This is a genomic window from Nocardia sp. CWNU-33 (genome assembly GCF_046764895.1).
Lineage (GTDB): Bacteria > Actinomycetota > Actinomycetes > Mycobacteriales > Mycobacteriaceae > Nocardia.
On sequence record NZ_JBKOQN010000001.1, the window covers coordinates 521,431 to 547,825 of the forward strand.

Annotated in this window: 21 protein-coding genes and 1 pseudogene; 9 read left to right on the forward strand and 13 right to left on the reverse strand. The window is 66.8% G+C overall.

The window, feature by feature from the left end:
• Positions 1-21: 21 nt before the first annotated feature.
• From ACLMAL_RS01785 to ACLMAL_RS01800, 4 genes are all read left to right on the forward strand, one after another.
• A complete protein-coding gene (locus ACLMAL_RS01785; protein WP_411997459.1) occupies positions 22-519 on the forward strand; it encodes a DUF4395 domain-containing protein in 498 nt (165 codons plus the stop codon).
• Between the two features lie 31 nt (positions 520-550).
• On the forward strand, positions 551-1,384 hold the full coding sequence (locus ACLMAL_RS01790) for a sulfurtransferase (protein ID WP_328408814.1): 834 nt from the start codon (positions 551-553) through the stop codon (positions 1,382-1,384).
• Positions 1,385-1,388: 4 nt separating this feature from the next.
• Positions 1,389-1,694, forward strand: coding sequence for a DUF1416 domain-containing protein (locus ACLMAL_RS01795; RefSeq protein ID WP_014981486.1), 306 nt, complete (start codon positions 1,389-1,391; stop codon positions 1,692-1,694).
• 208 nt (positions 1,695-1,902) lie between these two features.
• Entirely contained in the window at positions 1,903-2,607 is a 705-nt protein-coding gene (locus ACLMAL_RS01800; protein ID WP_328408811.1) for an FABP family protein, read from the forward strand.
• 219 nt (positions 2,608-2,826) lie between these two features.
• On the opposite strand, the gene ACLMAL_RS01805 is transcribed toward ACLMAL_RS01800, so the two are convergent.
• From ACLMAL_RS01805 to ACLMAL_RS01830, 6 genes are all read right to left on the reverse strand, one after another.
• The gene (locus tag ACLMAL_RS01805; RefSeq protein ID WP_411997460.1) at positions 2,827-3,267 is read right to left on the reverse strand and encodes a hypothetical protein; all 441 of its coding nucleotides are present in this window, start codon (positions 3,265-3,267) and stop codon (positions 2,827-2,829) included.
• A gap of 567 nt (positions 3,268-3,834) precedes the next feature.
• Positions 3,835-5,733 carry a thiol reductant ABC exporter subunit CydC gene (gene cydC, locus ACLMAL_RS01810; protein ID WP_411997532.1) on the reverse strand — a complete coding sequence of 633 codons (1,899 nt, stop codon included), beginning with the start codon at positions 5,731-5,733 and terminating at the stop codon, positions 3,835-3,837.
• A 41-nt stretch (positions 5,734-5,774) separates the two neighbouring features.
• Positions 5,775-7,646, reverse strand: coding sequence for an ABC transporter ATP-binding protein/permease (locus ACLMAL_RS01815; protein ID WP_411997461.1), 1,872 nt, complete (start codon positions 7,644-7,646; stop codon positions 5,775-5,777).
• 4 nt (positions 7,647-7,650) lie between these two features.
• Positions 7,651-8,718 carry a cytochrome d ubiquinol oxidase subunit II gene (cydB, locus tag ACLMAL_RS01820; protein WP_411997462.1) on the reverse strand — a complete coding sequence of 356 codons (1,068 nt, stop codon included), beginning with the start codon at positions 8,716-8,718 and terminating at the stop codon, positions 7,651-7,653.
• Positions 8,719-8,728: 10 nt separating this feature from the next.
• Positions 8,729-10,228, reverse strand: a complete 1,500-nt coding sequence (locus ACLMAL_RS01825; RefSeq protein ID WP_411997463.1) for a cytochrome ubiquinol oxidase subunit I — start codon at positions 10,226-10,228, stop codon at positions 8,729-8,731.
• Positions 10,229-10,407: 179 nt separating this feature from the next.
• A complete protein-coding gene (locus ACLMAL_RS01830) occupies positions 10,408-11,328 on the reverse strand; it encodes an aminodeoxychorismate lyase (RefSeq protein ID WP_411997464.1) in 921 nt (306 codons plus the stop codon).
• Between the two features lie 185 nt (positions 11,329-11,513).
• On the opposite strand from ACLMAL_RS01830, the gene ACLMAL_RS01835 reads away from it, so the two are divergent.
• The 4 genes from ACLMAL_RS01835 (at position 11,514) to ACLMAL_RS01850 (ending at position 14,809) form a co-directional block, all read left to right on the forward strand.
• Positions 11,514-12,632, forward strand: a complete 1,119-nt coding sequence (locus tag ACLMAL_RS01835) for a folate-binding protein (protein ID WP_328408798.1) — start codon at positions 11,514-11,516, stop codon at positions 12,630-12,632.
• A gap of 73 nt (positions 12,633-12,705) precedes the next feature.
• Positions 12,706-13,407: an MOSC domain-containing protein gene (locus ACLMAL_RS01840; protein ID WP_411997465.1), complete on the forward strand. Its 702-nt coding sequence runs from the start codon at positions 12,706-12,708 to the stop codon at positions 13,405-13,407.
• Between the two features lie 55 nt (positions 13,408-13,462).
• Positions 13,463-14,416 (forward strand): asparaginase, encoded by a 954-nt coding sequence (locus ACLMAL_RS01845; RefSeq protein ID WP_411997466.1) that lies wholly within the window; start codon positions 13,463-13,465, stop codon positions 14,414-14,416.
• A 174-nt stretch (positions 14,417-14,590) separates the two neighbouring features.
• On the forward strand, positions 14,591-14,809 hold the full coding sequence (locus ACLMAL_RS01850) for a DUF3073 domain-containing protein (RefSeq protein ID WP_328408793.1): 219 nt from the start codon (positions 14,591-14,593) through the stop codon (positions 14,807-14,809).
• A 178-nt stretch (positions 14,810-14,987) separates the two neighbouring features.
• Here ACLMAL_RS01850 and purM read toward each other — a convergent pair whose 3' ends face one another.
• From purM to purF, 6 genes and pseudogenes are all read right to left on the reverse strand, one after another.
• Entirely contained in the window at positions 14,988-16,067 is a 1,080-nt protein-coding gene (gene purM, locus ACLMAL_RS01855) for a phosphoribosylformylglycinamidine cyclo-ligase (RefSeq protein WP_328408791.1), read from the reverse strand.
• Positions 16,068-16,275: 208 nt separating this feature from the next.
• A complete protein-coding gene (locus ACLMAL_RS01860; protein ID WP_411997467.1) occupies positions 16,276-18,009 on the reverse strand; it encodes an ABC transporter ATP-binding protein in 1,734 nt (577 codons plus the stop codon).
• Positions 18,010-18,493: 484 nt separating this feature from the next.
• Positions 18,494-19,354 (reverse strand): annotated as a pseudogene (locus ACLMAL_RS01865) (ABC transporter permease); the annotation flags it as partial.
• A gap of 92 nt (positions 19,355-19,446) precedes the next feature.
• Entirely contained in the window at positions 19,447-20,457 is a 1,011-nt protein-coding gene (locus tag ACLMAL_RS01870; RefSeq protein WP_411997533.1) for an ABC transporter permease, read from the reverse strand.
• A gap of 98 nt (positions 20,458-20,555) precedes the next feature.
• Positions 20,556-22,136, reverse strand: coding sequence for an ABC transporter substrate-binding protein (locus ACLMAL_RS01875; protein ID WP_411997468.1), 1,581 nt, complete (start codon positions 22,134-22,136; stop codon positions 20,556-20,558).
• Positions 22,137-22,705: 569 nt separating this feature from the next.
• Positions 22,706-24,310 (reverse strand): amidophosphoribosyltransferase, encoded by a 1,605-nt coding sequence (gene purF / locus ACLMAL_RS01880; protein ID WP_411997469.1) that lies wholly within the window; start codon positions 24,308-24,310, stop codon positions 22,706-22,708.
• A 228-nt stretch (positions 24,311-24,538) separates the two neighbouring features.
• Here purF and ACLMAL_RS01885 point away from each other — a divergent pair, with 228 nt between their 5' ends.
• Positions 24,539-25,813: a YhgE/Pip domain-containing protein gene (locus ACLMAL_RS01885; protein WP_411997470.1), complete on the forward strand. Its 1,275-nt coding sequence runs from the start codon at positions 24,539-24,541 to the stop codon at positions 25,811-25,813.
• A 93-nt stretch (positions 25,814-25,906) separates the two neighbouring features.
• Here the strand turns inward: ACLMAL_RS01885 and ACLMAL_RS01890 are convergent, their stop codons facing one another.
• Positions 25,907-26,302 carry a sterol carrier family protein gene (locus tag ACLMAL_RS01890; RefSeq protein ID WP_411997471.1) on the reverse strand — a complete coding sequence of 132 codons (396 nt, stop codon included), beginning with the start codon at positions 26,300-26,302 and terminating at the stop codon, positions 25,907-25,909.
• Positions 26,303-26,395 lie beyond the last annotated feature (93 nt).

Genomic DNA, 26,395 nt, shown 5'->3' on the forward strand with positions numbered 1-26,395 from the left:
TTCAGCGCAGGAGTACGCACAATGTCTGCCGAAACCCGTAACACTGCCTCCGGGCAAGCCATTCCCTTCAATTCCGTCGACGTCCGTGGACCGCGCTTCGCCGCGTGGGTCACCACCACCGTCCTCGTCGTCGTGCTGATCGCCGCCGCTCTGTCCACCGCGGCCGCCGCCGTACTCATCGCGATCCAAGCGGTGGTCTTCGCGATCGGCGCCGCCACCGGCCCGCGGCGCAGCCCCTACGGTCGGATCTACGCCGCGCTGGTCGCACCGCGCGTCGGCCCGCCGACCGAAACCGAACCCGTGGCACCGCTGCGGTTCGCCCAATTGCTCGGCCTGGTCTTCAGTGCCGTCAGCCTGCTGGGCTTCCTGGCCGGCTCCACCGTCGTCGGCGCGGTGTTCGCCGGCTTCGCCCTATTCGCGGCGTTCCTGAACGCGGCGTTCGGAATCTGCCTGGGTTGCCAGATTTATCCGCTGGTCGCCCGTTTCCGCCGGACCATCCCCGCCCCGGCTTCGTCCTGACACTGCAAGTCACCACCCCGAAAGGAACAACATGGCCCGCTCCGATGTCCTGGTCTCCGTTGACTGGGCCGAAGAGAACCTCAACGCCCCCGGCGTCGTCTTCGTCGAGGTAGACGAGGACACCTCCGCCTACGACGGCGGCCACATCGAGGGTGCCGTCCGGCTCGATTGGAAGAAAGACCTGCAGGATCAGGTTCGTCGCGACTTCGTGAACCAGGAGCAGTTCTCCGATCTGCTCTCGGCGCGCGGCATCGCGAACGACGACGAGGTTGTGCTCTACGGCGGCAACAACAACTGGTTCGCCGCGTACGCGTACTGGTACTTCAAGCTCTACGGCCACAACAACGTCAAGCTGCTCGACGGTGGCCGCAAGAAGTGGGAGCTCGAAGGCCGTCCGCTCTCGCGCGACGCTGTGAGCCGCCCGGCCACCCAGTACAAGGCTGCCGCGCCCGACCTGACCATCCGTGCCTTCCGTGACGAGGTCATCGCCGCCATCGGCGCCAAGAACCTGGTCGACGTGCGTTCGCCTGACGAGTTCTCCGGCAAGATCCTGGCCCCCGCCCACCTGCCGCAGGAGCAGAGCCAGCGCCCCGGCCACATCCCCAGCGCCATCAACGTGCCGTGGAGCAAGGCCGCGAACGAGGACGGCACCTTCAAGTCCGATGCCGAGCTCACCGAGATCTACCGGGAAGCGGGCCTGGACGGCGAGAAGGACACCATCGCCTACTGCCGCATCGGCGAGCGTTCCTCGCACACCTGGTTCGTGCTGCAGGAGCTGCTCGGCCACCAGAATGTCAAGAACTACGACGGGAGCTGGACCGAATACGGCTCCCTCGTCGGTGCACCTATCGAGTTGGGAGCCTAATCACATGTGCGCAGCACCTACCCAGGGTCAGGCCATTCCGGCCGGAGTCGATGTGGAGAAGGAAACGGTCATCACCGGCCGTGTCCTGAGCACTGACGGCCAGCCCGTCGGCGGCGCGTTCGTACGCCTGCTCGACGGCAACGGTGATTTCACCGCCGAGGTCGTCGCCTCGGGCACCGGTGACTTCCGGTTCTTCGCCGCTCCCGGCGCATGGACCGTGCGGGCACTCTCCTCGGCCGGCAACGGCTCTGCGGAGATCCGCCCCGACGGCGCGGGCATCCACCCGGTCGACGTCGCCGTCGCAAAGTAATAGCTGAGGTCCCATCAGCGACCGTAAGTCGTCGACGGCCCCGGCGTTTCCCAGATTCCATCGGGAAGCTCCGGGGCCGTTGTGCTGGGCGGCGAGCAAGTCGTTAGACTCCAAACGTGGTCCTCTTCTTCGAGATTCTGCTGGTGGCCGTGGCCGTGCTTATCGGCTGGTTCGGCCTGTACGTTTTCTACCGGCTGTTCACCGAGTCATGAGCGAGCTCGCGAGCGAAGGTTCCGATCCGGCCGAGCGAGCGAGTGAACACATGAACGGCGCCGCTCCGGCCGAGCCGTCTCGCCGCAGCGGCGATCAAGCCGTGGCCGATGCGGTCGAACGCGCGAGAGCAACCGGTGCGCGCAACATTCCGGTCCTCCCGGATCTGCCATTGCCGGAAGACACCGCGAACCTGCGACTCGGCCCGGATCTGAGCTCCTCGATGCTTGCGCTGCTGCCGATGGTCGGTGTGTGGCGCGGTGAAGGCGAGGGCAACTCCCCCGAGCGCGGCGACTACCGCTTCGGCCAGCAGATCATCGTCTCCCATGACGGCGGCGACTACCTGGCCTGGGACTCACGCTCCTGGTTCATCGAGTCCGACGGTTCCTACGGCGGCCCAGACCTGCGTGAGAGCGGCTTCTGGCGCGTTGGCATCGATGGTGATGACGAGGTCATCGAACTGCTGCTCACCCACAGCACCGGCATCGTCGAACTCTTCTACGGCACCGCGCTGACCCAGTCCTCCTGGGAACTGGCCACCGACGTCGTGATCCGCAGTCAATCCGGCATCGTCGTCGGTGGCGCCAAGCGGTTGTACGGCATCGTCGAGGGTGGCGACCTGGCCTACGTCGAGGAACGCGTCGTCGCCGACGGCCCCCTCGAACCCCGCCTCTCCGCCCGACTCCAGCGGTACATCGGATAGTCGACCACCACACAGCACGCCACGCCCCGCACCTCCAATCACCATGAGGGCGGGGCGATCTGCTGCCTGGGGCAGGTACCGGGTGAACCACCGCCTGACACAGGCCCTGTGGTCATCGCACGTGCGTCGTCACCGGAGACGGCACAGGCCCCCTGCGGTCATCACATGTGTGTCGTCACCGGAGCAGGAGTCTCATCAGGGTCGGTGTGCAGATACCGATCACAGGCGAGGATCACAGGTCACCAGAAGTTCGTCGGCGACCGTTTCCACCGCCAAGGTGAAACCGCTCACCTCCAGAACCGCGCCGCGTAGTCGTTCGTCGTGCAGGCGCGACTCGGAGACCGCGGCGACCCGGCTTCCGACCAGCTGCGAGTACGGATATTCCGAACCGACATCGAAAGCCGTGTACTTCCCGGACTCCGCCACGTACTCGATGTACTCGGGCTCGGACACACCGGCGAACGGGTCGCGCCACGCCGCCGGAACAACACGCAGCTCCTCACCATCACTGCCGGCATCGAAGAGCAGCACGGTGCCTTCGTCGAACGTCAACTCGATCGGCCCCTCCGAACGGTCGACATCCTCACCGTGCACATAGAACACGCGCCTGACCGCCGTGATGCGCCGACCGATCGCCGCAGCAAGACTCTCCGATGCCAACCCGGATACCCCTTCATAGAACCGACCGATGAACTGTATCGTTCCGGCCGTCCGTCGCGAGGAGCCTGCCCGTGTCGCAGCCGCGACCCGTCCTGCGCCCGAATCTGATCCGCCATCGAGGGACAGCGGTCATGGCTGCCACCCCAGCTTCAGCACCTACGGCTGATTCTCAACCGCGGCGGTCGATTTCGGCCAGGTCGATGTCGATGTCGATGGGAAAGCCGTAGCCGTTGGTAGCCGGATCGAGTTCTCAGGCATCGACGACAGCATCCGCATCTCGACACTCGATCCGCCAGTAATACGCCAGCGGGCCGATCTTCGGCAGAAAGAGAACGGCCCCCGAGCCTTTCCTTGTGGATGCAACTCGCACAAGGCCCGGTCGGACTGGACCGGGAGCTCGGGGGCCGGGTGACTGCGTTGGATTCGCTAGCGCTCGCGCGGGAATCCTGCAGCGGTGGCGCTAGCGCGCAGCCACCTCACGTGTCCTGGAAAAATACATTTCTCGAACCACCTCCTTCCTTGTGTAAGGACGAATTTAGCGAGGTGTCCGCGAGTCGGCAACGGAATTTATCGGTGGGCGGAAACCGCGGGTTCCGATGCCGAGAATATGGTGCTGACCTGGCCTGATGCGGAGACCCGCACGATTGCGTCGGCGCGGTGGTCCGGCGGGAGTTGGTGTGTGACGACTACCACAATTCGATCGGGTTCGATCAGGCCGCTGTCGGCATCGAGCAGATCGCGCAACAGTTGGGCGCCCGCTTCGGCTTCCAGGTGTTCGGTCGGCTCGTCGAGCAACAGGACTCGAGCAGGCGCGATCAGGGCGCGAGCGAGCAGGATGCGCCGGCGTTGGCCACCGGAGACGGCGGCGGCACCGCCGACCAGATCGGTGTGCAGGCCGTCATGGAGGGCATCCAGCCAGTCGCCGAGACCGACCGCACGCAAGGCCTGTTCGGCGTCGGCCTCGGTCAGGTCGCCGCGCGCGACGCGCAGGTTCTCCAGGACCGAGGTGCCGAACAGGTGGGCGTCTTCGGCGAAGAAGGTGACACCGGGGTGCGGGGTATCGAAGAGCCCGGCCCAGAACATGAGCAGCGTCGTCTTGCCCGCACCACTCGGGCCGACAACGGCGATCCTGCGTCCGGCGGGGCGGTCGGGCATGTTGTCCGGCAACAGGTCCGGGGATGATCCGTGCCGTTTTCGGTCCGAGCCATCCGGGCCGGCGGGTCGGCCGTCCACCAAAAATTCTCGCGAAGAGCTGCGCCGCCCTCGGTCCTCGTCGCTCGTGTCAGCGGTGCGTCCTGCCGGCCAACGCGCTGGGAGCTCTTGGGTAGCAGGGTCCCCGCCCTCGGCCGGCAAGAGCCGGTGCAGAGCGGCACGAGCGGTGGTCAGCGCCTGCGCGGCGGCGGGCAGCGTGCCCACCGCCTCGAAGGCCGAGAGTGGCAGCAGCACAAGGACGGTGAGTGCCATCGGCGTCATCGCACCGGAACCGCCGCCGTTCGGCCCGTAGATCGCGATTCCGACCAGCAGCGCGCCGAGCACGCTCGCGCCGATCGAGAGCGGTGTCGCTGCGGCGGCCCACGCGCTGCGTGACGCCGCCGAATCCTCCGCTGCCACTGCACGCTGCCCCGCACTGTTCGCGGCCGCCAGCGCCGCAGCCAGACGGCCGGCAACGCGCAGCTCGGCCGCGTGGTCCAGTACGGTGACCGCCTGCGCGGTGAACTCGGCGCGATCGGCCCGCACGGCCGTCTCTGCTTCGTGTGCGGCCAATGCCGACAACAAAGGCGCGACGATCCCCGAAACGGCCAGCGCCGCAGCCAGAATCACGGCCGCTGCCACCGAAATAGTCGCAAGCAGCCCGATCGCGGCTGCCGACACGAGGATCGCCACCACGATCGGCACGAAGACGCGCACGACCACCGCGCCCAGATCGTCGATATCGCTACCGATTCGAACCAGGAGATCCCCGCGACGCAACTGCGCGGCGCTACTGGAACCCGACGCGGCCACGGCAGCGCCGCGCCCCGACCCACCGAACCTTCCCACCGCCGCAGCCCCACACCCGAGAGCGGTGTCGGGCTGACCAACAGCGCCCCCGGACGCTCCGGAAACCGCGCCATCTTGACCGGCCTCCTCGGGCAGGGCCCGTCGCATCCAGACGTCGGAGCGGGCCAGCGCCAGGTAGACGGTCGACCGCGCCGTGGTCATCGCGCGCAACGCGACATCATGTGTAGCAAGACGTTCCAGGTACCGGCAGAGCCCACGCGAAATCCCCAGCGCCCGCACCGAGACCACCGCAACGCTCAGATCGAGCACCGGCGGCATCTCCCAGGCCCGCGCGATCAACCACGCCGCCAACGCCGCCAACCCGAGTCCACTGCCCAAAGCCGCAGTGCCCCACCCGATCGCCACCGCGATCCGCCACGGCGACAACGCGAGCAACCGCCACATCCGCCGCATATCGCCGACCATGCCCGCTACCACCTTCCCGCCCACTACCTCCGTGGTTGTGCTCATCGCGGCACCACCGTGCGGGGGTCGCGTGCTTCGGCGCGGACCCGGATGATGTGGTCGGCGGCGGCAAGGACGGTGGGGCGGTGGCCGATGACGATGACGGTGGCTCCGGCACGGGCGCGTTGTTTCAGGGCTGCCAGCACGGCGGCCTCGCTGTCGGGGTCGAGGTGGGCGGTCGGTTCGTCGAGGAGCAGTATCGGACGGTCGGCGGCGAGGACTCTGGTGAGGGCCAAGCGTTGGCGTTGCCCCAGGGAGAGCCCGACACCGCCGGCGCCGACGACCGTGTCCCAGCCGCGCGACAGGTCGGCGAGAACTGCGTCGAATCCGGTTGCCAGGCAGGCGGCTTCGAGCTCGTCGACGACTCGTGCTGCGCCCTGTGCCGACTTGTCCGGCACGTGGGCGCCGAGCAGTTCGAGATTTTCGCGCAGGGTTCCCGGCACCAGGACAGGGCGCTGCGGCAACCAGGCCACCCGACCCCACCAGGCGTCCGCATCGAGGTCGCGGACGTCGGTTCCGTCGACCGTCACCGATCCCCGATCCGGCGTGATCAGCCCCAGGATCGCCTGCAGGGTGGTGGATTTCCCGCTCCCATTGGGACCGGCCAGCACGGTGACCGCATCGGGGCGTAGCACCGCCGAAAGGCCGGCCGGTGCGAAACCGTCCCTGGCGCGGACTGCGAGATCACGCACCGCGATGACGCCACCGAAGGCCGCACCCGCCCCGTGGGACGAGCGACGGTGATCGACCTCGTCGGACGCGCCGACCGGACCGGCGGCTGCTGAACCGGGCATCCCCGGCTCAGCAGCCGCCGATTCCGGCTCCAGAACGGCAAAAGCCTTGTCGGCAGCCGCCATTCCGTCCTGGGCGGCGTGGAAACGCTCGCCGACCATCCGCAGCGGCAAGTAGACCTCGGGGGCCAGGATCAGCGCCACCAATCCGGCATACAGGCTCATCTCGCCGTACACGAGCCGCAGGCCGATGGAGACCGCGATCAGCGCGACGCTCAAAGTCGCGAGCAGCTCCAGCACCATCGACGACAGAAACGCGATTCGCAGTGCGCGCATGGTGCGCTGCCGCAACGCATCTCCGAGCTCGCGCACCCGATGTTCAATCGAGCCGGCCCGCTGGACCCGATTGCTCGCGCCGAGACCCGCATCCTGGTCGGGTCGCACTCGCGTCCGACCCGAAGTGGTGCTGGATTCGACCGCACCGCCCTCCCGACCGAGCGCCCGCAACGTCGGCATACCGGCGAACAAGTCCAACAGCTGATCCGAGAGGCGGGTGGTCGCGGCGAGGGTGGCTTCGGCACGGCCCTGGGTGAGCAGGCCGATGAGGATCATGAAGACCGGGATCAGCGGGAGCGTCACCAGGGCGATAGCGCCGGAGATCGGGTCGTGCACGGCGATGACCACCAGCACGATCGGTGGCACCAGGCAGGCGAGCAGCAGGGCGGGCAGGTAGCCGGTGAGGTAGGCGCGCAGGCCGGCGAGGCCGGTGCCGACGACGACCGCGAGTTCGGTTCGGCGGGTTTCGAGTTCGCGTGGCGCCATGCGGGCGCCTGCGGCCAGAACGGCGGTCTCCAGCTCGGTCGCCACCGTGGCGCCGGCTCGGTGCGCCAGACGTGATTGCACCCAGGTGGCCACAACCCGAACGGTGATGGCGCAGGCCAGGACAACAAGTTCGGTCATCCACTTGCCGAGGGTGCGCTGGCCGGGGTCGGTGATGACCCCGGCCAGCACACGAGCCAACGCGACCGCGGTAGCCACGATGGCGATCGTGATCACCAGCGACAGCGCCACGCTCAGCGCCAGATAGCGGCGGGCCGAACGGGCGTGCCGCCACAGGCGCGGATCGACGGGCGGGCGGGCCATGGAATCAGTCCTTGCTCGAATCCTGGGGGACGGCCGTTTCCACCGGCAGTGCCGATTGCAGCGGCAGCCCGATGGGCGGTGGGATCTGTTCGACGGTGATGCGCTTGCGGAACACCCAGTACGTCCAGCCCTGGTAGGCCAGCACAACCGGAGTGACGATCACCGCGGCCCAGCTCATCACCTTCAGTGTGTACGGCGTGGACGACGCGTTGTCGATGGTGAGGTCGAACAGGTCGCTGATGGTGGAGGGCAACACATTCGGGTACAGCGACCCGAACAACAGCACGGTCGCGGCGGCAACGGTGAGCGTGGTGCCGGTGAAACCCCACCCGTCCCGATGGGCGAACGAAGCCGCGCAGGCGATCAGGAGCCCGATCACCGCGAGCACCAACGGAATCCAGGTCCAGCCGGTGCCGTAGGCGAGCTGGGTCCACACGCCGAAGGCACCGACGACGACAGCCGTCGGCACCAGCAGCAGCCGCACCGTCCGCACCGCGTCGTCGCGCACTTCGCCGCCGGTCTTCAACACCAGGAAGACCGCACCGTGCAGCGCGAACAGCAGCCCGGTCGCGAGCCCACCGAGCAGTGCGTACGGTCCGAGCAGTTCCCACACCGAGCCGGTGATCTGCTTCTTCTCGTTCAGCGGTACTCCGCGCACCACATTGGCGAACACCCAGCCCCAGGCCAAAGCCGGTATCCAGGAGCCGATACCGATGCCGATATCGCAGCGGGCCCGCCACTTCGGGTCGTCGATCTTGCTCCGGTACTCGATGGCGCAGATCCGCAGGATCAGCGCGACGAGCACCAGCAGCAGCGCGATGTAGAAGCCGGAGAACAAACTCGCGTACCACTCGGGGAAGGCCGCGAACATCGCGCCGCCCGCCGTCAGCAACCAGACCTCGTTGCCGTCCCACACCGGGCCGATGGTGTTGAGCACCACGCGCCTGCGCGCATCGCTGCCCTTGCCGAGGATCGGCATCAGCATGCCGACCCCGAAGTCGAAGCCCTCCAGCACGAAGTAGCCGGTGAACAGGACGCCGATCAGAATGAACCAGAACTCTTGCAAACTCATCGTCGGCTCCTCAGTAAGCGAAGGAAAGCTGCTCGACGGCAGGCTCTGCGGCGCGATGGCGGCCGACAGGACCATCCGTATCGTCCGGTCCGCCGCCGGGCGGGCCGGCGGTCGGCTGCTCGGGTCCGGCGATCACATAGCGGCGCATGAGGTAGAACCACACCACCGCGAGCGCACCGTAGAGCAGCGTGAAGACCACCAGCGAGGTGATCACCGTGCCTGCGACATGGTCGGAGACGCCCTGCTGCACCATCAGCCGCAGCTGTGGATCGCCGGTCGGGTTCGGCGCGACAACCCAGGGCTGGCGGCCCATTTCGGTGAACACCCAGCCCGCGGCGTTGGCCAGGAACGGTGTCGGGATGGCGAGCAGGCACAGCCACGAGTACCAGCGTTGATCCGCGACGCGACCGCGGCGGGTCAGCCACATGCCGACCAGCCAGAGCCCGATCGCACCGGCGGACAGGCCGATCATGGCGCGGAAGGACCAGTAGGTGACGAACAGGTTGGGCCGGTAGTCGCCGGGCCCGAACTTCTCGTTATAGGCCTTTTGCAGGTCGACGACGCCGTCCAGGGTGACGTCTTCGAACTTGCCCTCGGCCAGGTACGGCAGCACATAGGGCACGTCGAGCACGTGCGTGACGCTGTCGCAGTTGTTGTGCGTGCCGACCGTGAGGATCGAGAAGTCCGGATCGGTTGCGGTGTGGCACAACGACTCCGCCGACGCCATTTTCATCGGCTGCTGTTCGAACATCAGCTTGCCCTGGATGTCACCGGTGAAGAAGATCGCGATGCCGGACACCACGATCACCCACATGCCCGCACGCCCTGCCGAACGCCACATGCCCCGCGCCTCGGCGACTTTCGTCTCGTCGCCGCTGCGCGCATTCCGAACCATCCACCAGCCGGAGATGCCTGCGACGAAGGTGCCCGCGGTGAGGAAGGCGCCCGCGACGACGTGCGGGAAGGCCGCGAGGGTTGTGTTGTTGGTCAGCACCTCCCAGATGCTGGTGAGCTCGGCGCGGCCGCGTTCGGCGTTGTACCTCGCGCCGACCGGGTGCTGCATGAACGAGTTGGCCGCGACGATGAAGTACGCGGAGGCATTCACACCGATGGCGACCAGCCAGATGGTGGCCAGGTGCAGCTTTTTGGGCAGCCTGGTCCAGCCGAAAATCCACAGGCCGAGAAATGTCGACTCCAGGAAGAACGCGACAAGCGCCTCCAGCGCCAGCGGGGCACCGAACACATCGCCGACGAAGCGGGAGTACTCGCTCCAGTTCATGCCGAACTGGAATTCCTGCACGATGCCAGTGGCGACGCCCAGCGCGAAGTTGATCAGGAACAGCTTCCCGAAGAACTTCGTCAGCCGGTACCAGTGCTCCTTGCCGGTTACCACCCATGCGGTCTGCATACCCGCGACGAGCGGGGCGAGGCCGATCGTCAACGGGACGAAAATGAAGTGATAAACGGTCGTGATGCCGAACTGCCAGCGCGAGATGTCCAAGACGCTCATTCGACCTCCAGCTGATCTACGACATGTCGTAGTAAAGGCTACGCCGGAGGCTTGCCCGATCAAGAAGACTTAACGCGCGACACACCGTGCTGTCGGGCTCAGGACGGCCATTTCCCGAGCTCGCCAACAACTCCTACATGTCGTCGTAGGACGAAGATCACGGGAAAGGACCGCGGCGCTCACCAATCCCCGATCGCACCGGCCCTGCCGACACCTCGATCGACCAGCTCGACGATCTCCCCGGCATTGTCCGGCGCCATCATGCGCAGACCGTCCAACGAGTTGACCCGCGCGGCCAGCGTGATGCTCGACAGCATCCAGATGCTGTCGCAGGTGAGCAGATCGGCGGTGAACAGCGACTTGTATTCACATTTCCAGCCCGCCTTCTCCGCCTCGGCGAACAGCGCCCGCTGGGTGACGCCGGGCAGGATGCCGTTCTTGGCAGGCGGCGTGATCAGCTGCTTGTCGCGGGCGATCACCACGGTCGAACGCGGACCCTCCAGCACCCGGTTCTCGGTGCTCGTGAAGATCACGTCGTCGGAGCCCATCCGGTGTGCGAACCGCAGCGCCGCCATGTTGGAGGCGTACGACAGCGTCTTCGCGCCGAGCAGCTGCCACGGCGCGGCCTGCGCCAGATCCACCGAGATACCGCGTGACAGCGTCACCACCGACACACCATCGGTCCTGGCCTGCTGCACCCGCTCCGGCACCGGGAGCACCAGCACGTAGCAAGTCGGCACCGGCACCGCGGCGGCGAGATCACCGGAGGTGACCGAGGACTTGGCGCCGGAAAGTTCGGTATCGCGACCCCGCGTGAACACCAGCCGCATCAGGCCCTCGCGTTCAGTGCCCCATTCCTTCGCCGCCTGCTCGACCGCCTCGCGCCACCGCCCCAATTCGGGCTCCGGCAAGTCCAGCGCCTGCGCCGAACGACGCAGTCTGCCTATATGAAACTCGATCGCACAAGGATTGCCGGCACGCACCAGCACCGTCTCGAAAACACCGTCACCACGAAGCACGCCGATATCGTCGGCAAATAACAACGGCGCGTCCGGATCCCGGACCGCGCCATCGAGTGTTACCAGAACTCGATCTACCATGCGAGGAAGCGTAGGCCCTGTTCGCCGGCCGCGCCTACGTCACGGCAAATGTTTCGCGGCCATTCCGATTGGTATCGGACCGAGCGCGACTTGTGCGGCGAAGTTTCCTGTGCCGCTCCCCGATCGGACACCCGCCGGTAGCCCGACTACGGCATGACGCTCGGCACCCGCCTAGAGTGGTTGTCGTGTCCGTGGTCGTTGTACCGAGCCCCATCCTTGTTGTCCCGGGCGCCGTCGCGGGAGCACCCGGTTCGCCGGATGCCGCCGTCGCATGGCATTACGGTGATCCCCTCGGGGAGCAACGCGCAGCCGTGGAACGGGTGGCGATCGTCGATCGGTCGCACCGATTCGTGCTGAGCATCACCGGCGCCGAACGGCTGACCTGGCTGCACACCATCAGCAGCCAGCACATCGCGAACCTGGGCGACCGGAAGTCGGCGGAGAATCTGGATCTCGATCTCAACGGCCGAGTGCTGCACCACTTCGTGCTCACCGATCTGGACGGCACGCTGTGGATCGACACCGAGGCCGACCGCGGAACCGCGCTCCTCGATTTCCTGAAGAAGATGGTCTTCTGGGCCGACGCCAAGCCGGAAGAGGCCGCCGATTACGCGGTGCTGAGCCTGCTCGGTCCGCAGGCCGGCCGGCTGACCGAGGCGCTCGGCCTGACCGAGCCGCTGCCCGACACTTACGATGCGGTGCCGCTGCCCGGCGGCGGCTTCCTGCGCCGGATGCCGTGGCCGACCGGCGATTCCTTCGATCTGGTGATTCCGCGTGCGCAGCTCGACGATCTGTGGACCCGATTGAGCACCGCGGGCGCTGAACCCGCCGGCATGTGGACCTTCGAGGCGCTGCGTGTTGCGGCACTGCGCCCGCGCGTCGGGCTGGACACCGATGAGCGGACTATCCCGCACGAGGCGCACTGGATCGGCGGGATCGACGAGCACGGCGCGGTCCACCTGAACAAGGGCTGCTACCGCGGTCAGGAAACCGTCGCCCGAGTGCACAACCTCGGCAAACCGCCGCGCCATCTGGTGCTGCTGCACCTCGACGGCTCCGCCGACGACCGTCCTGCCGTCGGCGACGACGTCACCGCAGGCGGTCGCGCGGTCGGCCGCATCGGCACCATCATCGACCACTACGAACTCGGCCCGATCGCTCTTGCCCTGATCAAGCGCACCATCCCCGCCGATACCGCACTGACGGCCGGACCGTGTGCCGCCGCGATCGATCCGGATTCGGTGCCCGCCGATGATGCACCACAGGCGGGCAGACTCGCGGTCGACCGGCTACGCGGGCGCTGAGCTGGTTCGGCTGTGGTGGCGAAAGGTCCATGCGCCGCGGGCGTGACACACAAAACACAGAGGGGTAGGCCCGATGCAACCCGATGACTCTGCCCGCGTGCTCGCGGTCTGTGTCGTGCATGCCGAACTCGAGGTGCCGGGCCGGGTCGGCAAGACCGCGATCGACAAGCGGCCCCAGCCCGGTCGGGTGACGGTGCGGTCGCTCGGCCTCGACGGCGATCACGTATGCGACATCAAGAATCACGGCGGTACCCATCAGGCCGTCTACGCATATGCCCAGGCCGACGCCGAACGCTGGGCCGCGGAGCTCGGCCACGACCTGCCGGCAGGCTGGTTCGGTGAGAATCTGCGGATCTCCGGACTCGCGGTCAGCGACGCGGTGATCGGTGCCCGCTGGTCGATCGGCGACACACTGCTCGAGGTGAGCGCACCGCGCGTGCCATGCGCCACCTTCCAGCACTGGAGCAACGAGGCACAGTGGGTCCGGCGCTTCACCCTGCAGAGCGATACCGGCGCCTACCTGCGGGTACTGTCCGAGGGCAGCATCGGCGCCTGCGACGAAGTGCGGGTGGTGCACGTCCCCGAGCACGGCGTGACCGTCCGTGATCTGTTCACCGGCAAAGACATGGACCGGCTCGCGATGCTGCTCGAGGCCGAACCGTCGATCTCCGACGACGTGCGAATGCAGATCGAGCGACACGCACGCCGCCATGCGAACGAACAACGCGCCCAACAACAGCGCGCCGACGAACTCGCGACGGGAGCCCAACTGTGATCGAGCGCAGTGAAACCGAGGACACCACGCAACCGATCTTCGGCGAGGTGCTGTCATGAGCGTCGAGCTGGTCGAAGTCGTCCGTTCCGGTTTCCGCGAATGCGTGCATCGCGGCTCGGCGGTCATCGTCGGCTCCGACGGTGAGCCGACCCTCGCGCTCGGCGAGGTGCACCTGCCGATCTTCCCGCGCTCGACCAACAAACCGATGCAGGCGATCACTCTGCTGCGCAACGGCTTCGAACCGCTCGACGACGCGGAGCTGGCCATCGCGACGGCCTCGCATTACGGCGAGCCCGATCATGTCGCGCTGGTGCGCAGGCTGCTCGACCGGTTCGGGTTCGACGAGAAGGCCCTCGCTTGCCCGCCCGACCTGCCGTCGGGCGAGCAAGCGCGGGCCGCGGCGCTCGCCGGATCCGTCGAGCCGAGCCCCGTTTTCATGAACTGCTCCGGCAAGCACGCGGCGATGCTCGCCACCTGCGCCGTCAACGGCTGGCCGACCACGGACTACCTCGACGAGGCGCACCCGCTGCAGCAGTCGGTGATCGCCACCATCACCGACCTCACCGGGGAACCGGAGACCGATCTCGGTATCGATGGCTGTGGGCTGCCCATCATTCCGGTCTCGTTGGTCAACCTCGCGCGCGCCTTCGCGACCATGGCGACGGCCGATCCCGAGGCGCCGGAACGGCGCGTCGCCGACGCGATTCGCGCCCATCCGCGAGTGATTTCCGGCACGAACGCACCCGATTTATTGACTATGCAGGCGACCCCCGGCCTGGTCTGCAAGATCGGCGCCGACGGGGTGCATGCCGGTGCGCTACCGGACGGAACGGCCTTCGCGTACAAGATCGATGACGGCCACGATCGGGCTCGCATCCCCCTGACGCTGGCCATTCTGCACCGAATGGGCGTCGAGTGGACCGACGCGCATGCCGAGCTCGCGGCGCCCGCGGTGCTCGGCGGCGGCGCTCGGGTCGGCGTCATCCGCGCCATCCCCGGGGTGGTGTAGGCCCGAGCGCCGAGGGCGACAACCGGGCAAACGGCACCACTCGACGAGTTCTTCACCCACTCATGGAAGCGAGACTGCCTGACACACGCTAAAGTGTCTGTCAGGAAGATATCAATTCGAACGGGGCCGCCAAACCACCCCAGGCCGCCCCGCAGTGACGCGAGGGGGTCAGCCATGGGCCGTGGCCGGGCTAAGGCAAAGCAGACCAAGGTCGCACGCGAGCTGAAGTACAGCTCTCCGTCGACCGACTTCACGAGCCTTCAGCGCGAGTTGGCGGGTAGCAGTGCTCCCCACACCGCGCAGCGCAGTGATGTGATCTCCGACGAGCACGATGTCGACGAATCGCGGTCCCGCTGGGACAGCGACGATAACTACGACGACTGGCGCCGCTGACACACGTCTACGTATGAGGGGGAGGCCAGGGCCTCCCCCGCTTTCATGCGTCGATTGACCCTGTGTTGGCGGACGCGAACATCTAGGCCTGCAACACAATCACCTGCATACGACAACAGAGTCCCGCATCATCCGATGTGGGACTCTGTTGTGCGTTCGATGGTGTCCGACCGTGGCGTCAGAACCTCGGGTGCTCACCGACCAGGACCGCGCGCAACGCGTCCGCATCCTTGGCCTTCTTCACGGTGCCGAGGGTCCAGCATTCGATGTGCCGCGCGGTCAGCACCGCAAGCGCCCGGTCGACATCCTCCGGCGCAACGACGGCAACCATGCCGACGCCCATGTTGAAGGTCTTCTCCATCTCGACCCGCTCGACCCGCCCGCGCTGGGCGATCATCTTGAAGACCGGCGCGGGATTCCAGGTGCCGCGATCGAGCTCGGCGACCAGACCCGCGGGCAGCACCCGGCCCAGATTGGCGGCCAGACCGCCACCGGTGACGTGCGCGAAGGTGCGCACATCGGTTTCGGCGATGAGCGCGAGGCAGTCCTTGGCGTAGATCCTGGTCGGCTCGAGCAGCTCCTCGCCCAGCGTGCGACCGAACTCCTCGACGTGCCCGGTCAGCGACATCCTGCTGATGTCGAGCAGCACCTTGCGGGCCAGGCTGTAACCGTTGGAGTGCAGGCCCGACGCGCCCATCGCGATCACCACGTCGCCGGGACGCACTCGGTCCGGGCCGAGCACCGCGTCGGCCTCGACCACGCCGACACCGGTAGCCGACAGGTCATAATCGTCGGGATCCATCAGGCCGGGGTGCTCGGCGGTCTCGCCGCCGAGCAACGCGCAGCCTGCCTGCACGCAGCCCTCGGCGATGCCGGAGACCAGTTCGGCGACCCGCTCCGGCACCACCTTGCCGACGGCGATGTAGTCCTGCAGGAACAGCGGCTCGGCGCCGCACACCACCAGATCGTCGACGACCATGGCAACCAGGTCGAGCCCGACGGTGTCGTGCTTGTCCATGGCCTGCGCGACGGCGATCTTGGTACCGACGCCGTCGGTCGAGGCGGCGAGCAGTGGCTCGCGGTAGCCACCCTTCAGTGCGAACAGTCCGGCGAATCCGCCGAGGCCACCCTGGACTTCGGGACGGCTGGCCTTCTTCGCCAATGGTCCGAACAACTCGACGGCGCGGTCACCGGCCTCGATGTCCACGCCCGCTGCGGCGTAGGAGGCACCGGCGCCACTAGGTGTCTGTTCAGTCATTTTCGGGGAAAGCTCCAAACCGAATCGGCGGATAGATGCCTGATCACGCTACCGGAGCCAGATAACGAGCACACAGCGCTCCCCCGCCTCTCCGCGACTTTCGCCGGTGGTAACTGCCACGACAGTTTCCGCGCGGACCGGCGGTCACGTGTCGAGTCGAGTTCTGGATGTACCCGGTGAGTTACCCCTACGCGAGCGAAATCGGTTGTCACGTCGGATCCCCATCCGTCACCTGGGTGCGAGTCATGCTCGATTCGCCGGGCTCGGTCGCGAACAGGCCCGCGGTCCGGGACCGGCGGCGGCGCTGTTCCACCGGATCGGGGACCGGCACGGCGGCAACCAGGCGCTGCGTGTACTCCTGTTGCGGCGCACGCAGGATCCGATCCCGATCGCCCTGTTCGACCACCGCGCCATCGCGTAGCACCACGATCCGATCCGCCAGCTGATCGACCACGGCGAGATCGTGGCTGATGAACAGGCAGGCCCACCCGCATTCGCGTTGCAGCTGGCCGAACAGCTCCAGCACGGCGGCCTGCACCGAGACGTCCAGTGCGCTGGTCGGCTCGTCGGCGACCAGCAGATCGGGGTCCAGCGCAAGGGCCCTTGCCAGACTGGCACGCTGGCGCTGGCCGCCGGACAGTTCGTGCGGGTAGCGGCGATCGGTGCCGGCCGGCAGTTGCACGTCTTCGAGCAGATGCCGCACCCGGTCGCGAATCTGGGTCGCGGTGCCCATCTTGTGCACGATCAACGGCTCGGCGACACAGTCACCGACGGTGAGCCGCGGGTTGAGCGAGCTGGCCGGGTCTTGGAAGACGAAACCGAAGCGCCGCCGGATCGGCCGCAGCTGTCGCTGCGACAGCCCGGCGATGTCCTGCCCGCGGACCCGGACAACGCCCGACGTCGGGCGCTGCAACGCGGCGACGCAGCGGCCGATGGTCGATTTGCCCGAGCCCGATTCACCGACGAGTCCGAGCGTCTCGCCCGGCCCGATGGACAGGGTCACGTTGTCCACCGCACGGAACGCCGGCCTGCCGAACGGCCCCGGGAATTGCACGACCAGATCGGACACCTCGAGCACCGGGTCGCCCGCGATCGTCACATCCTTCGGCGGGCCGTGCTGGAGCTGTTCGGTGCCGAGATGGGGCACGGCCGCAAGTAGCGCGCGGGTGTAGTCCGCGCGCGGATTCGCGAAGAGCTCGTCCACCGGCGCCTCCTCGACCACCCGGCCGTCGCGCATCACCACGACCCGGTCGGCGAGGTCGGCGACCACCCCCATGTTGTGGGTGATGAGCACGATGGCGCTGCCGATGCGATCGCGCAGATCGCGCAGCAGCTCCAGGATTTCGGCCTGCACGGTGACGTCGAGCGCGGTGGTCGGCTCGTCGGCGATGATCACCTTCGGCTCGCAGGCGATGGCGATGGCGATCACCACGCGCTGCTTCTGCCCGCCGGAGAGTTGATGCGGGTAGTAATCGACCCGATGCTCGGGGTCGGGCAGACCGACCAGCCGAAGCAATTCCACCGCACGCGCTTTGGCTGCCTTGCGCCCCATGTCGCTGTGCGCCCGCAGCGCCTCGCTGATCTGGAAGCCGACGGTGAACAGTGGGTCGAGCGCGAGGCCGGGCTCCTGGAACACCATCGAGATCGCGCCACCCCGCAGCGCGGTGAGCTGCTTCTCGCTCATCGAGGTGATGGCCTCGGTGCCGAGGGTGACAAGGCCGCGCACCCGCGCGGTCGCGGGCAGCAAGCCCATCGCCGTGCGGGAGCTCACCGATTTCCCGGAGCCCGACTCCCCCACAATCGCGAGGACCTCCCCGGGAAACACCTCATAGGACACATCGCTGACGGCGTAGACGGGCCCGGCATCGGTGGCGAAGGTGACCGACAGCGATTGGATCGACAACGCCGGTCGGCGATCGGCCACCACAGCTGGCTCACTCATTGGTCTTGTCCTTCCGCACCGTCTCGCCCGGCTCGGTGCTGCCGTCGGCAGCAGCATCGGTTTCGGTTCCGGCACTCGGTGATTCGCTGGCATCGGCCTTGCCCGGTGCGGTCCCGCCACCATCCGCAGGGGCAGCCTTGTCGTCGGCAGCACTCGTGGTTTCGTCCGGATCGGCCTGATCCAGCGCAGTGTCTTCGGCAGCCGCGACAGCCTTTTCGCCGGTGCCGCCCGAGATTTCGTCGGGATCGGCTTTCTTCAGCGCAGCACGGCCACCGCCATCCGCGGAGCCATCGCCTGCTCCGGCATCGGCTTCCACTGCGGCAGTGGAATTCTCGCCGCCATCGGGTTCAGCGACTTCGTCGACCTCCGCAGCTTCGGCAACCTCGCCGACCTCGGCAACCTCACCGACCTCCGCAGCTTCGGCGACCTCGGTGGCTTCAGCGGGGTCAGCGGGGAGACTGTCGTCCGCTGACACCGCAACAGCGCGGCGGGTCCGCAGCAGTGGGTTGAGGGCCTCGTTGAGACTCTCACCGACCAGTGTCATGCCGAGCACCACGAGGACGATGGCGGTACCGGGGAAGATGCTGGTCCACCAAATGCCGTTGGAGACATCATTGAGCGCCTTGTTCAGGTCGTAACCCCATTCCGCGGCTTGGGTCGGCTCGATGCCGAAGCCGAGGAAGCCGAGCGCGGCCAGTGTCAGGATGGCGTCGGCGCCGTTGAGGGTGATGATCACCGGCAACGACTGGGTGACATTGGCGAGGATGTGCCGGAACAGGATTCGTGTGGTGGAGGCACCGGTGACACGGGCCGCATCCACATACGGTTCGTTCTTCACCGCCACCGTGGCGTTGCGGACCACCCGAAAGTACTGCGGCACATAGATCGCCGTGATCGCCACCGCGGCGGAGAGCACGCCCCCGAAGCTGCTCGACTGGCCGCCCGCCACCACGATCGACACCACGATCGCGAGCAGCAGTGTCGGGAACGCGTAGATCGCATCCATGAAGAGCACGAGAATCCGGTCGACCCAGCGACCGACGTATCCGGACACCAGACCCAGCGGCACACCGATGAGCAACGACAGTGTCAGCGAGATGGCGATCACATAGAGCGCGGTGCGCGCGCCATAGATCACCCGGGAGAACACGTCCTCACTGCGGACCGATGTCCCGAACCAGTGCTGCCCCGACGGCGGCTGCTGTGCAACGAAAGCAACTCCGTCGGAAGAGTTCTGGGCAAGCCCGTAGGGGGCGATCAACGGCGCGAAGATCGCCGTGAGCACGAACAGCGCGACCAGGCCGAGACCGATGATCAGCGTCACCCGTTGCAACCCTGCTGTCATCGTCAACAGTCGCAGCCCTGGCAATCGCCTGCGCCCGCCGGGCGACACCGGCGGCACGATCACCGGCTCGTTGGCCAATTCCGGTGCGGTCATCAGAACCTCACCCTCGGGTCGATCAGTGCGACGATGACATCCACCAGGAAGCTCATGGCTGCGACGGCGAGTGCGACGAACGCGACAATGCCCTGCACCGCGATGAAGTCACGTTGGTGCAGATACTCCGCGAGCTGATAGCCGAGCCCCTTCCATTCGAAGGTCGTCTCGGTGAGCACCGCCCCGCCCAGCATCATCGCGATGTACATGCCCATCACCGTGACAATGGGAATCATCGCGTTACGCACGGCATGTCGGCCGGTCACCACACGCGCGGAGAGCCCGCGGGCCCGCGCGGCGTCCACATAGTCGCTGCGTAGCGTCTGGATCAGATTGATGCGCACCAGCCGCAGGAAGATCCCCGCGGTCAGCAGGCCGAGCGCAATCGCGGGCAGCACAGCATGTTTCAGCACGTCGACGAGATAGCCGCCGTCTCCGTAGAGAATCGCGTCGATCACCATGATGTTGGTCTTCGGCGAAACATGTTGCAGCTCCAGCTCCACCGGCGTACTGGCCCGGCCCGCGACCGGCAACCAGTCCAGTTTCACTGCGAAGATCAACTTGAGCAGCATGCCGACGAAGAAGACCGGCGCCGCGTAGGCCAGGATGGCGAACATCCGCAGCCCGGCGTCGGCGGTCGAATCACGATGCGTCGCCGCGTATCTGCCCAGTGGCACGCCGACCGCGAAGGCCACGAGCAGCGCCCAGAACACCAGCTCCAGGGTCGCCGCACCGTAGGTCGTCACGACCTCGCTGATCTGCCGATTGTCTTGGGAGTGACCGAAATCCCCGTGCATGAGCCCGGAGATGTACTCCCAATACTGGGTCAGGATCGGCCGATTCAACCCGGCCGCCTCCTTGCGCACTTCGATCTGCTCCTGGGTCATGCGGCCGCCCATCGCCGCACTGATCGGATCGCCGATCACCCGCATCAGGAAGAACACGACCGTCACCAGAATCCACGCGGTCGGCAGAATCAGCAGCAGCCGAATCCCCAAGTACCGCAGCAGCGCGAGCTGACGGGAATCCCCGCCACCCCCCTTGACGCGGCGCAGCAGCCCGAACCGCCGGGCCCGAGGCGATGCCTCGAGCCCGGCTTCACCAGATGTCACTTGCTCAGTACCGTGTAGCGGAACTTGAACGAGGCGTCGAGTGTCTGCGGCACCCCCTGGACCTTGGGATTCGCTACCGCAATCTGCTTACCCGACAACAAAGGAAGCGTCGGCAGGTAGTTCTGCGCGAGGTCACGCTGCACGGCCTCGATCAGCTTGACCCGCTTGTCCTTGTCCGGCTCGGTCACCTCCGCGGTGAGCTGCGCGGTGACTTTCGGATCCTCGAAGTGCGACTGCAGGAAGTTGTTCGGCGCGAAGAACGGGGTCAGGTAGTTGTCCGCGTCCGGGAAGTCCGGGAACCAGCCGAAGTGGTAGAGCGGGTAGCCGTCACGCGCACGTTCACGCTGGTAGGTAACCCATTCGGTGGATTGCAGGTTCACCTTGAACAGCCCGGATGCCTCGAGCTGGGACTTGATCGCTGCGTACTCCTCGGAGCTGCTGGAGCCGTAGTGATCCGGGTTGTATTGCAGGTTCAGCTCGACCGGCGTCGCCACACCTGCATCGGCGAGGAACTTGGCGGCCGCGTCCTTGTTCGGCTTCGCGCCGTAGAGCTCCTGGAGCGGCTCGGCGGCGCCCGGCATACCCTGCGGCACATAGCCGTAGGCGGGCTTGTAGGTGCTCTTGTAGACGCCCTCGGCCAGCGCCGGACGGTCGATGGAGGACGCCATGGCCTTACGCACCGCGAGCTTCTGCTCCGGCGTGCCGCCCGGCATGGTGTTCATGTTGAACACGATGTAGCGCAACTCACCGCCGGGACCGTCGTACACCTTGACCTTGTCGTTGCCGCGCAGCGATTCGATGTCGGTCGGCGTGAAGGACCGGTAGCCGACATCGAGCGCACCGTTCTGCAGGTCGAGCTTCATGTTGTCGGAAGTCGCGTAGTACTTGGTGGAGACCGTCGAGGTCTTCGGGGTCCCGAGAATGCCCTTGTAGTCCGGGTACGCCTTGTACTCGACCAGCTTGTTCTTGTCGTAGCTCGCAATGGTGTACGGCCCGGAATAGCCCTTGGCCTTCACCACGTCCTCATCGGCCATGACCTTGTCGGCCGGGTAGACCTTCTCGTCCACGATGGGACCGGCCTGGGTGGGCAGGATCGCCGGGAAGGTCTGATCGTTGCCGACCTTCAGGGTGAACGCGACGGTCAGGTCATCGACGACGTCGGTCTTGTCCAGATTGCCCAGCAGTGAGGCGGGTCCGTTGGGGTCGTTGATCTTGACCATCCGGTCGAAGGAGAACTTGACGCTGGTGGCGGTCAAGGGATTCCCGTTGGCGAACTTCAGCCCGGACTTCAGCTTGCAGGTGTACGTGGTCGGGGTGGAGAACTCACATTTCTCCGCGGCGTCCGGCTTCGGCGTCGCATCACCGGGGGTGAAGTTCAGCAGATACGAATAGATCTGGGTCTCGACCAGCAGCGATCCGTTGTCGTATGCGGCGGCGGGATCCAACGAGAAGATCTTGTCCGTGGTGCCGGCAACCAGCCCGGCGCCGCCACCTCCCTCCCCGGTCCGTCCGGAACCACAGCCCGCGAGAACGGCCGCCAGTAGCGCTGCCGCGCCGATGGCCGCGAAGGCTCGCATCCGCTTTCGTTCTCCAGGCGTCCTTGAAACCAACATCTCCGGCCCCACTTCTCGAGCGCCGCACCGCGTTCTCCTGGATCACAGGCCCCGGTACGGACACGGTGAACTTCCGATATAACCGGGCACCGTACCCACGAACCATTTCCGACAGGTTGCGTTTTCAAAGAAAAAATTGCCGGGGCGGTACCAGCCGTTGCCTATGGCGCAGCGGCCACCCCCGCTCACCGGTCGAATGACCAGGTTCACGCCGAAACGGCGGCTGGGGTGTCTCGAGGATGCCATGTCACGTGACTGGACAGCGGTGCGGCGGTACCCAAGGCGCGCAGCGCCGAAACACTGCAAATGATTTTGCTCGTTCACCGCACCCCAGGAAGGTTGGACACGGCTTCGCCGACGCGCAATCGGGTCGGATTTCAGCGGGTCATCACAACGCGCGTAGACCACGGTAATTCGCGGCCTTCGCCGATACGAATACGCGAGTTCTCAGGACAGAGAGGACTCGAACAGAGCAAGGCTCGACAACAGCGTGAGTTCCCGGGGCGCCTCCGGCGCACCCGGGATATCGACCCTCAGGGACGGCTCAGTGCGCTCGCATTCGCGTTGTCGCCCAGCAGCATGGCCTCGGACTGCCCGCTGAGCATGCCCTCGAGCACGTTCTTGCCGATCGCCGCCTCCGTGGGCAGCGCGATCGGGTAGTCGCCGTCGAAGCACGCGCAGCACAGCCGCGAGCGCGGCTGTTCGGTCGCGGCGATCATGCCTTCGGTGGAGATGTAGCCGAGGGTGTCGGCGCCGATCGAGCGGCGCACGCCCTCGACCATATCGGCGTAGCTGTCTTCCGCGCCCGCACCGTTGGCGATCAGCTCGGCGCGCGAAGCGAAGTCGATGCCGTAGAAGCACGGCCACTTCACCGGCGGCGAGGCGATCCGCACGTGGATCTCCAATGCGCCTGCCTCACGCAGCATTCGAATCAACGCGCGCTGGGTGTTGCCGCGCACGATGGAGTCGTCGACCACGATGAGCCGCTTGCCGCGGATCACCTCGCGCAGTGGATTCAACTTGAGTCGAATGCCCAGCTGGCGAATGGTCTGGCTCGGTTGGATGAAGGTGCGCCCCACGTAGGCGTTCTTCATCAGGCCCTGCCCGTAGGGCACGCCGGAACCCTGGGCGTAACCGACCGCGGCCGGGGTGCCGGATTCCGGAACCGGGATCACCAGGTCGGCCTCGACGGGATGCTCCTTGGCGAGCAGCCGTCCGATCTCCACCCGGGTGGCGTGCACCGAACGACCGGAGATGGTGCTGTCCGGCCTGGCCAGGTAAACGAATTCGAAGACACAGCCCTTGGGCTCCGGGTTGGCGAAGCGCATCGACCGGACACCCTCGGCGTCGATCGCCAGCAGTTCGCCCGGCTCGATCTCACGGACGAAGGCCGCGCCGACGATGTCGAGTGCGGCGGTTTCGCTGGCAACAACCCAGCCACGATCGAGCCTGCCGAGACACAGCGGACGCACACCGTGCGGGTCGCGCGCGGCGTACAGGGTGTGCTCGTCCATGAAGGTCAGACAGAACGCGCCCTTCAGCGTCGGCAGCAGCTCCATTGCCGCCTGCTCGATGCTCGAGTCCGCCGCGGCGTGCGCGAGCAGCGCGGTCACCACATCGGAGTCCGAGGTCGCCGCGATCGGCGCCGGGCGGCCGCCGGACACGGTTGCGCCACCGATCAGCCCGAGTTCCCTTGCCCGGCCTGCCAATTCGGAGGTATTGACCAGATTGCCGTTGTGGCCCAAGGCAAGTCCGGAACCGACGGCGGTGGTACGGAAGATCGGCTGGGCATTCTCCCAGGTGACGCCGCCGGTAGTGGAGTAGCGGCAGTGGCCGATGGCGATGTGACCCGGCATAGCGGCCAGGGTCTGCTCGTCGAACACCTGACTGACCAGCCCGAGATCCTTGAAGACCAGGATCTGCGAACCATCGGAAACGGCGATGCCCGCCGCCTCCTGGCCACGGTGCTGCAACGCATACAAGCCGTAGTAAGTGAGCTTGGCCACGTCTTCACTCGGCGCCCAGACTCCGAACACACCACACTCTTCGCGTGGCTCGTTCTCATCCTGATCCGGTGTGACGGCAGAGTTGATTTCAACAGGCATGCTGCTGTCGACCGGCAGTTCGGCGTTGGTCACCGTTTGCTCCCTGTTCGGGCGGGCTGGGGGCAATGGTCATTCTACGGGTGATTTTCTGTGCGCGATCACCGACGCCGCATCCGGGCAGCAATCGCCGCGGTAAGCTGCCCGATTCCGACCGAGTCAGCTGTTACCGTGCGACCCGTGACGACTACCGACAGTGCGGACACCGGCGGCGGGACAGCAGGGGGCGCAACGGGAGGGTCACCGCGGAGCCGCCGGCTTCGCATGGTGTTGCTGCCCGTCGCGGTCCTGACCCTGCTGACCACGCTGCTGGGCATCATGTACCTCGACTATGTCGTCGATCCGGAGCAGAACCTGCACGACTTCCCCATCGCGCTCGTCAACCAGGATGTCGGCGACACGATCGGTGCGCCGGGTCAGGAGAAGCGGGTCACTTTCGGCGACCAGGTGGCCGCCGGTCTGGAGCAGGCCGTGCCCGCCGACCGAATCGACCTGCGCGTGCTCGGCATCAACGAGGCGCAACTCCAGATGCAGAACGGCAAGGTCTACGGCGCCATCATCATTCCGAGCGATTTCAGCAAGCGGCTCGGCATTTTCGGCGTCGGCAGCGTGATTCCCGGCGATATCGAGCGCCCGATCATCACGCTGCAGACCAATCCGCGCACCGGCGCCTTCGCCACCGAGATCGTCAACCGCATCGGCGCCCAGGCGCTGCCACAAGTGAACGCGCAGGTCGGCAAGCAGCTGACCGATCAGGTGCGGGCCCAGCTGGCCGCGCCGCCCGGTGGGCCACCGGCACCGGAACTGACCGGGGCCACCCGAATCGCGCTGGCGAATCCGCTACAGATCGTCGTCGAGCCGTTCCGGCCGTTGCCCAGCGGAACCGGCCAGGGTCTCACCGCCTTCTTCTTCGCCCTGCTGCTGCTGCTGGCCGGGCTGGTCGGCTCTATGACAATTCACACCATGGTCGATGCCGCGCTCGGCTTCGTGCCGACCGAGTACGGACCGTGGTTTGTGCACTTCCCGCCGACGCCGATCTCGCGCTTCCACACGCTGCTGATCAAGTGGGGGGTGATGGTGCTGACGGCGACTATCGTCGCGGCGATCTACCTCGTCGTTGCGCACGCACTCGGCATGCCGATCGACCATCCGCTCGGCCTGTTCCTCTACAGCGCGTTCGCGATCATCGCCGTCGGTATCACCGGCCTCTCGGTGCTCGCCGCGATCGGCTCCGCGGGCCTGCTGGTGAACCTGATCCTGTTCATCGTCCTCGGCCTGCCCTCCTCGGGCGGCACGGTGCCGATCGAGGCCACCCCGAAGTACTTCGGCTGGCTGGCCGAATTCGAGCCGATGCATCAGGTCTTCCTCGGCGTCCGCGCCATCCTCTACTTCGACGGAAACTATGACGCGGGTCTGGCCCGTGGTTTCTGGATGGTCGTGCTCGGGCTCGCGGTCGGCTTGGTCTTCGGCGCGATCATCACCCGTTATTACGACCGCAAGGGCCTGCACCGCGGCGCGGCCGCCCCCGCCGCCGGCTGATCGGCCGGACACCGCGTCCGGCCCGATGGGACCGCACACGGGAATGCGCTGCTCGACCGGTCGGCAGGCGCGGGAGCCGACGACCGATGCTCGTCAGTCCGTGACCAGCCGAGTGACCGGCAGCCAGTGCGCGACCTCCGCGGCCCGGCTCCCGGACGCGGTCACCGCACCGACGTCCACCGCGCCGGCGAATTCGAGCAGGCCGGTGGCTAGCAGCAGCCAGGTGCGTGGATCGGTCTCGACGACATTCGGCGGCGTGCCCCTGGTATGCCGAGGCCCTTCGATGCACTGCACCGCGACGAACGGCGGCACCCGCACCTCCACCGAATGCCCGGGCGCAGACGCGGCCAGTGCACGCACAGTCGTGCGAACCGCCGCCGCGAGCTCGGGCCGGGCCGGTGTCGGGGCGGATTCGTCCCGCAACCACTCGCTCACCGCCGCTACCGCCACCCGCAACGCCATCGGATCCACTGTCGACTTTCCCGCCACAGTGCCGAGAATACTGACGCGCACCGTCATCGAATGCCGAGCCGGGGCCAGACCGCACGGAACAAGCCCTGCCGCCGCCGACTCGGCACACAC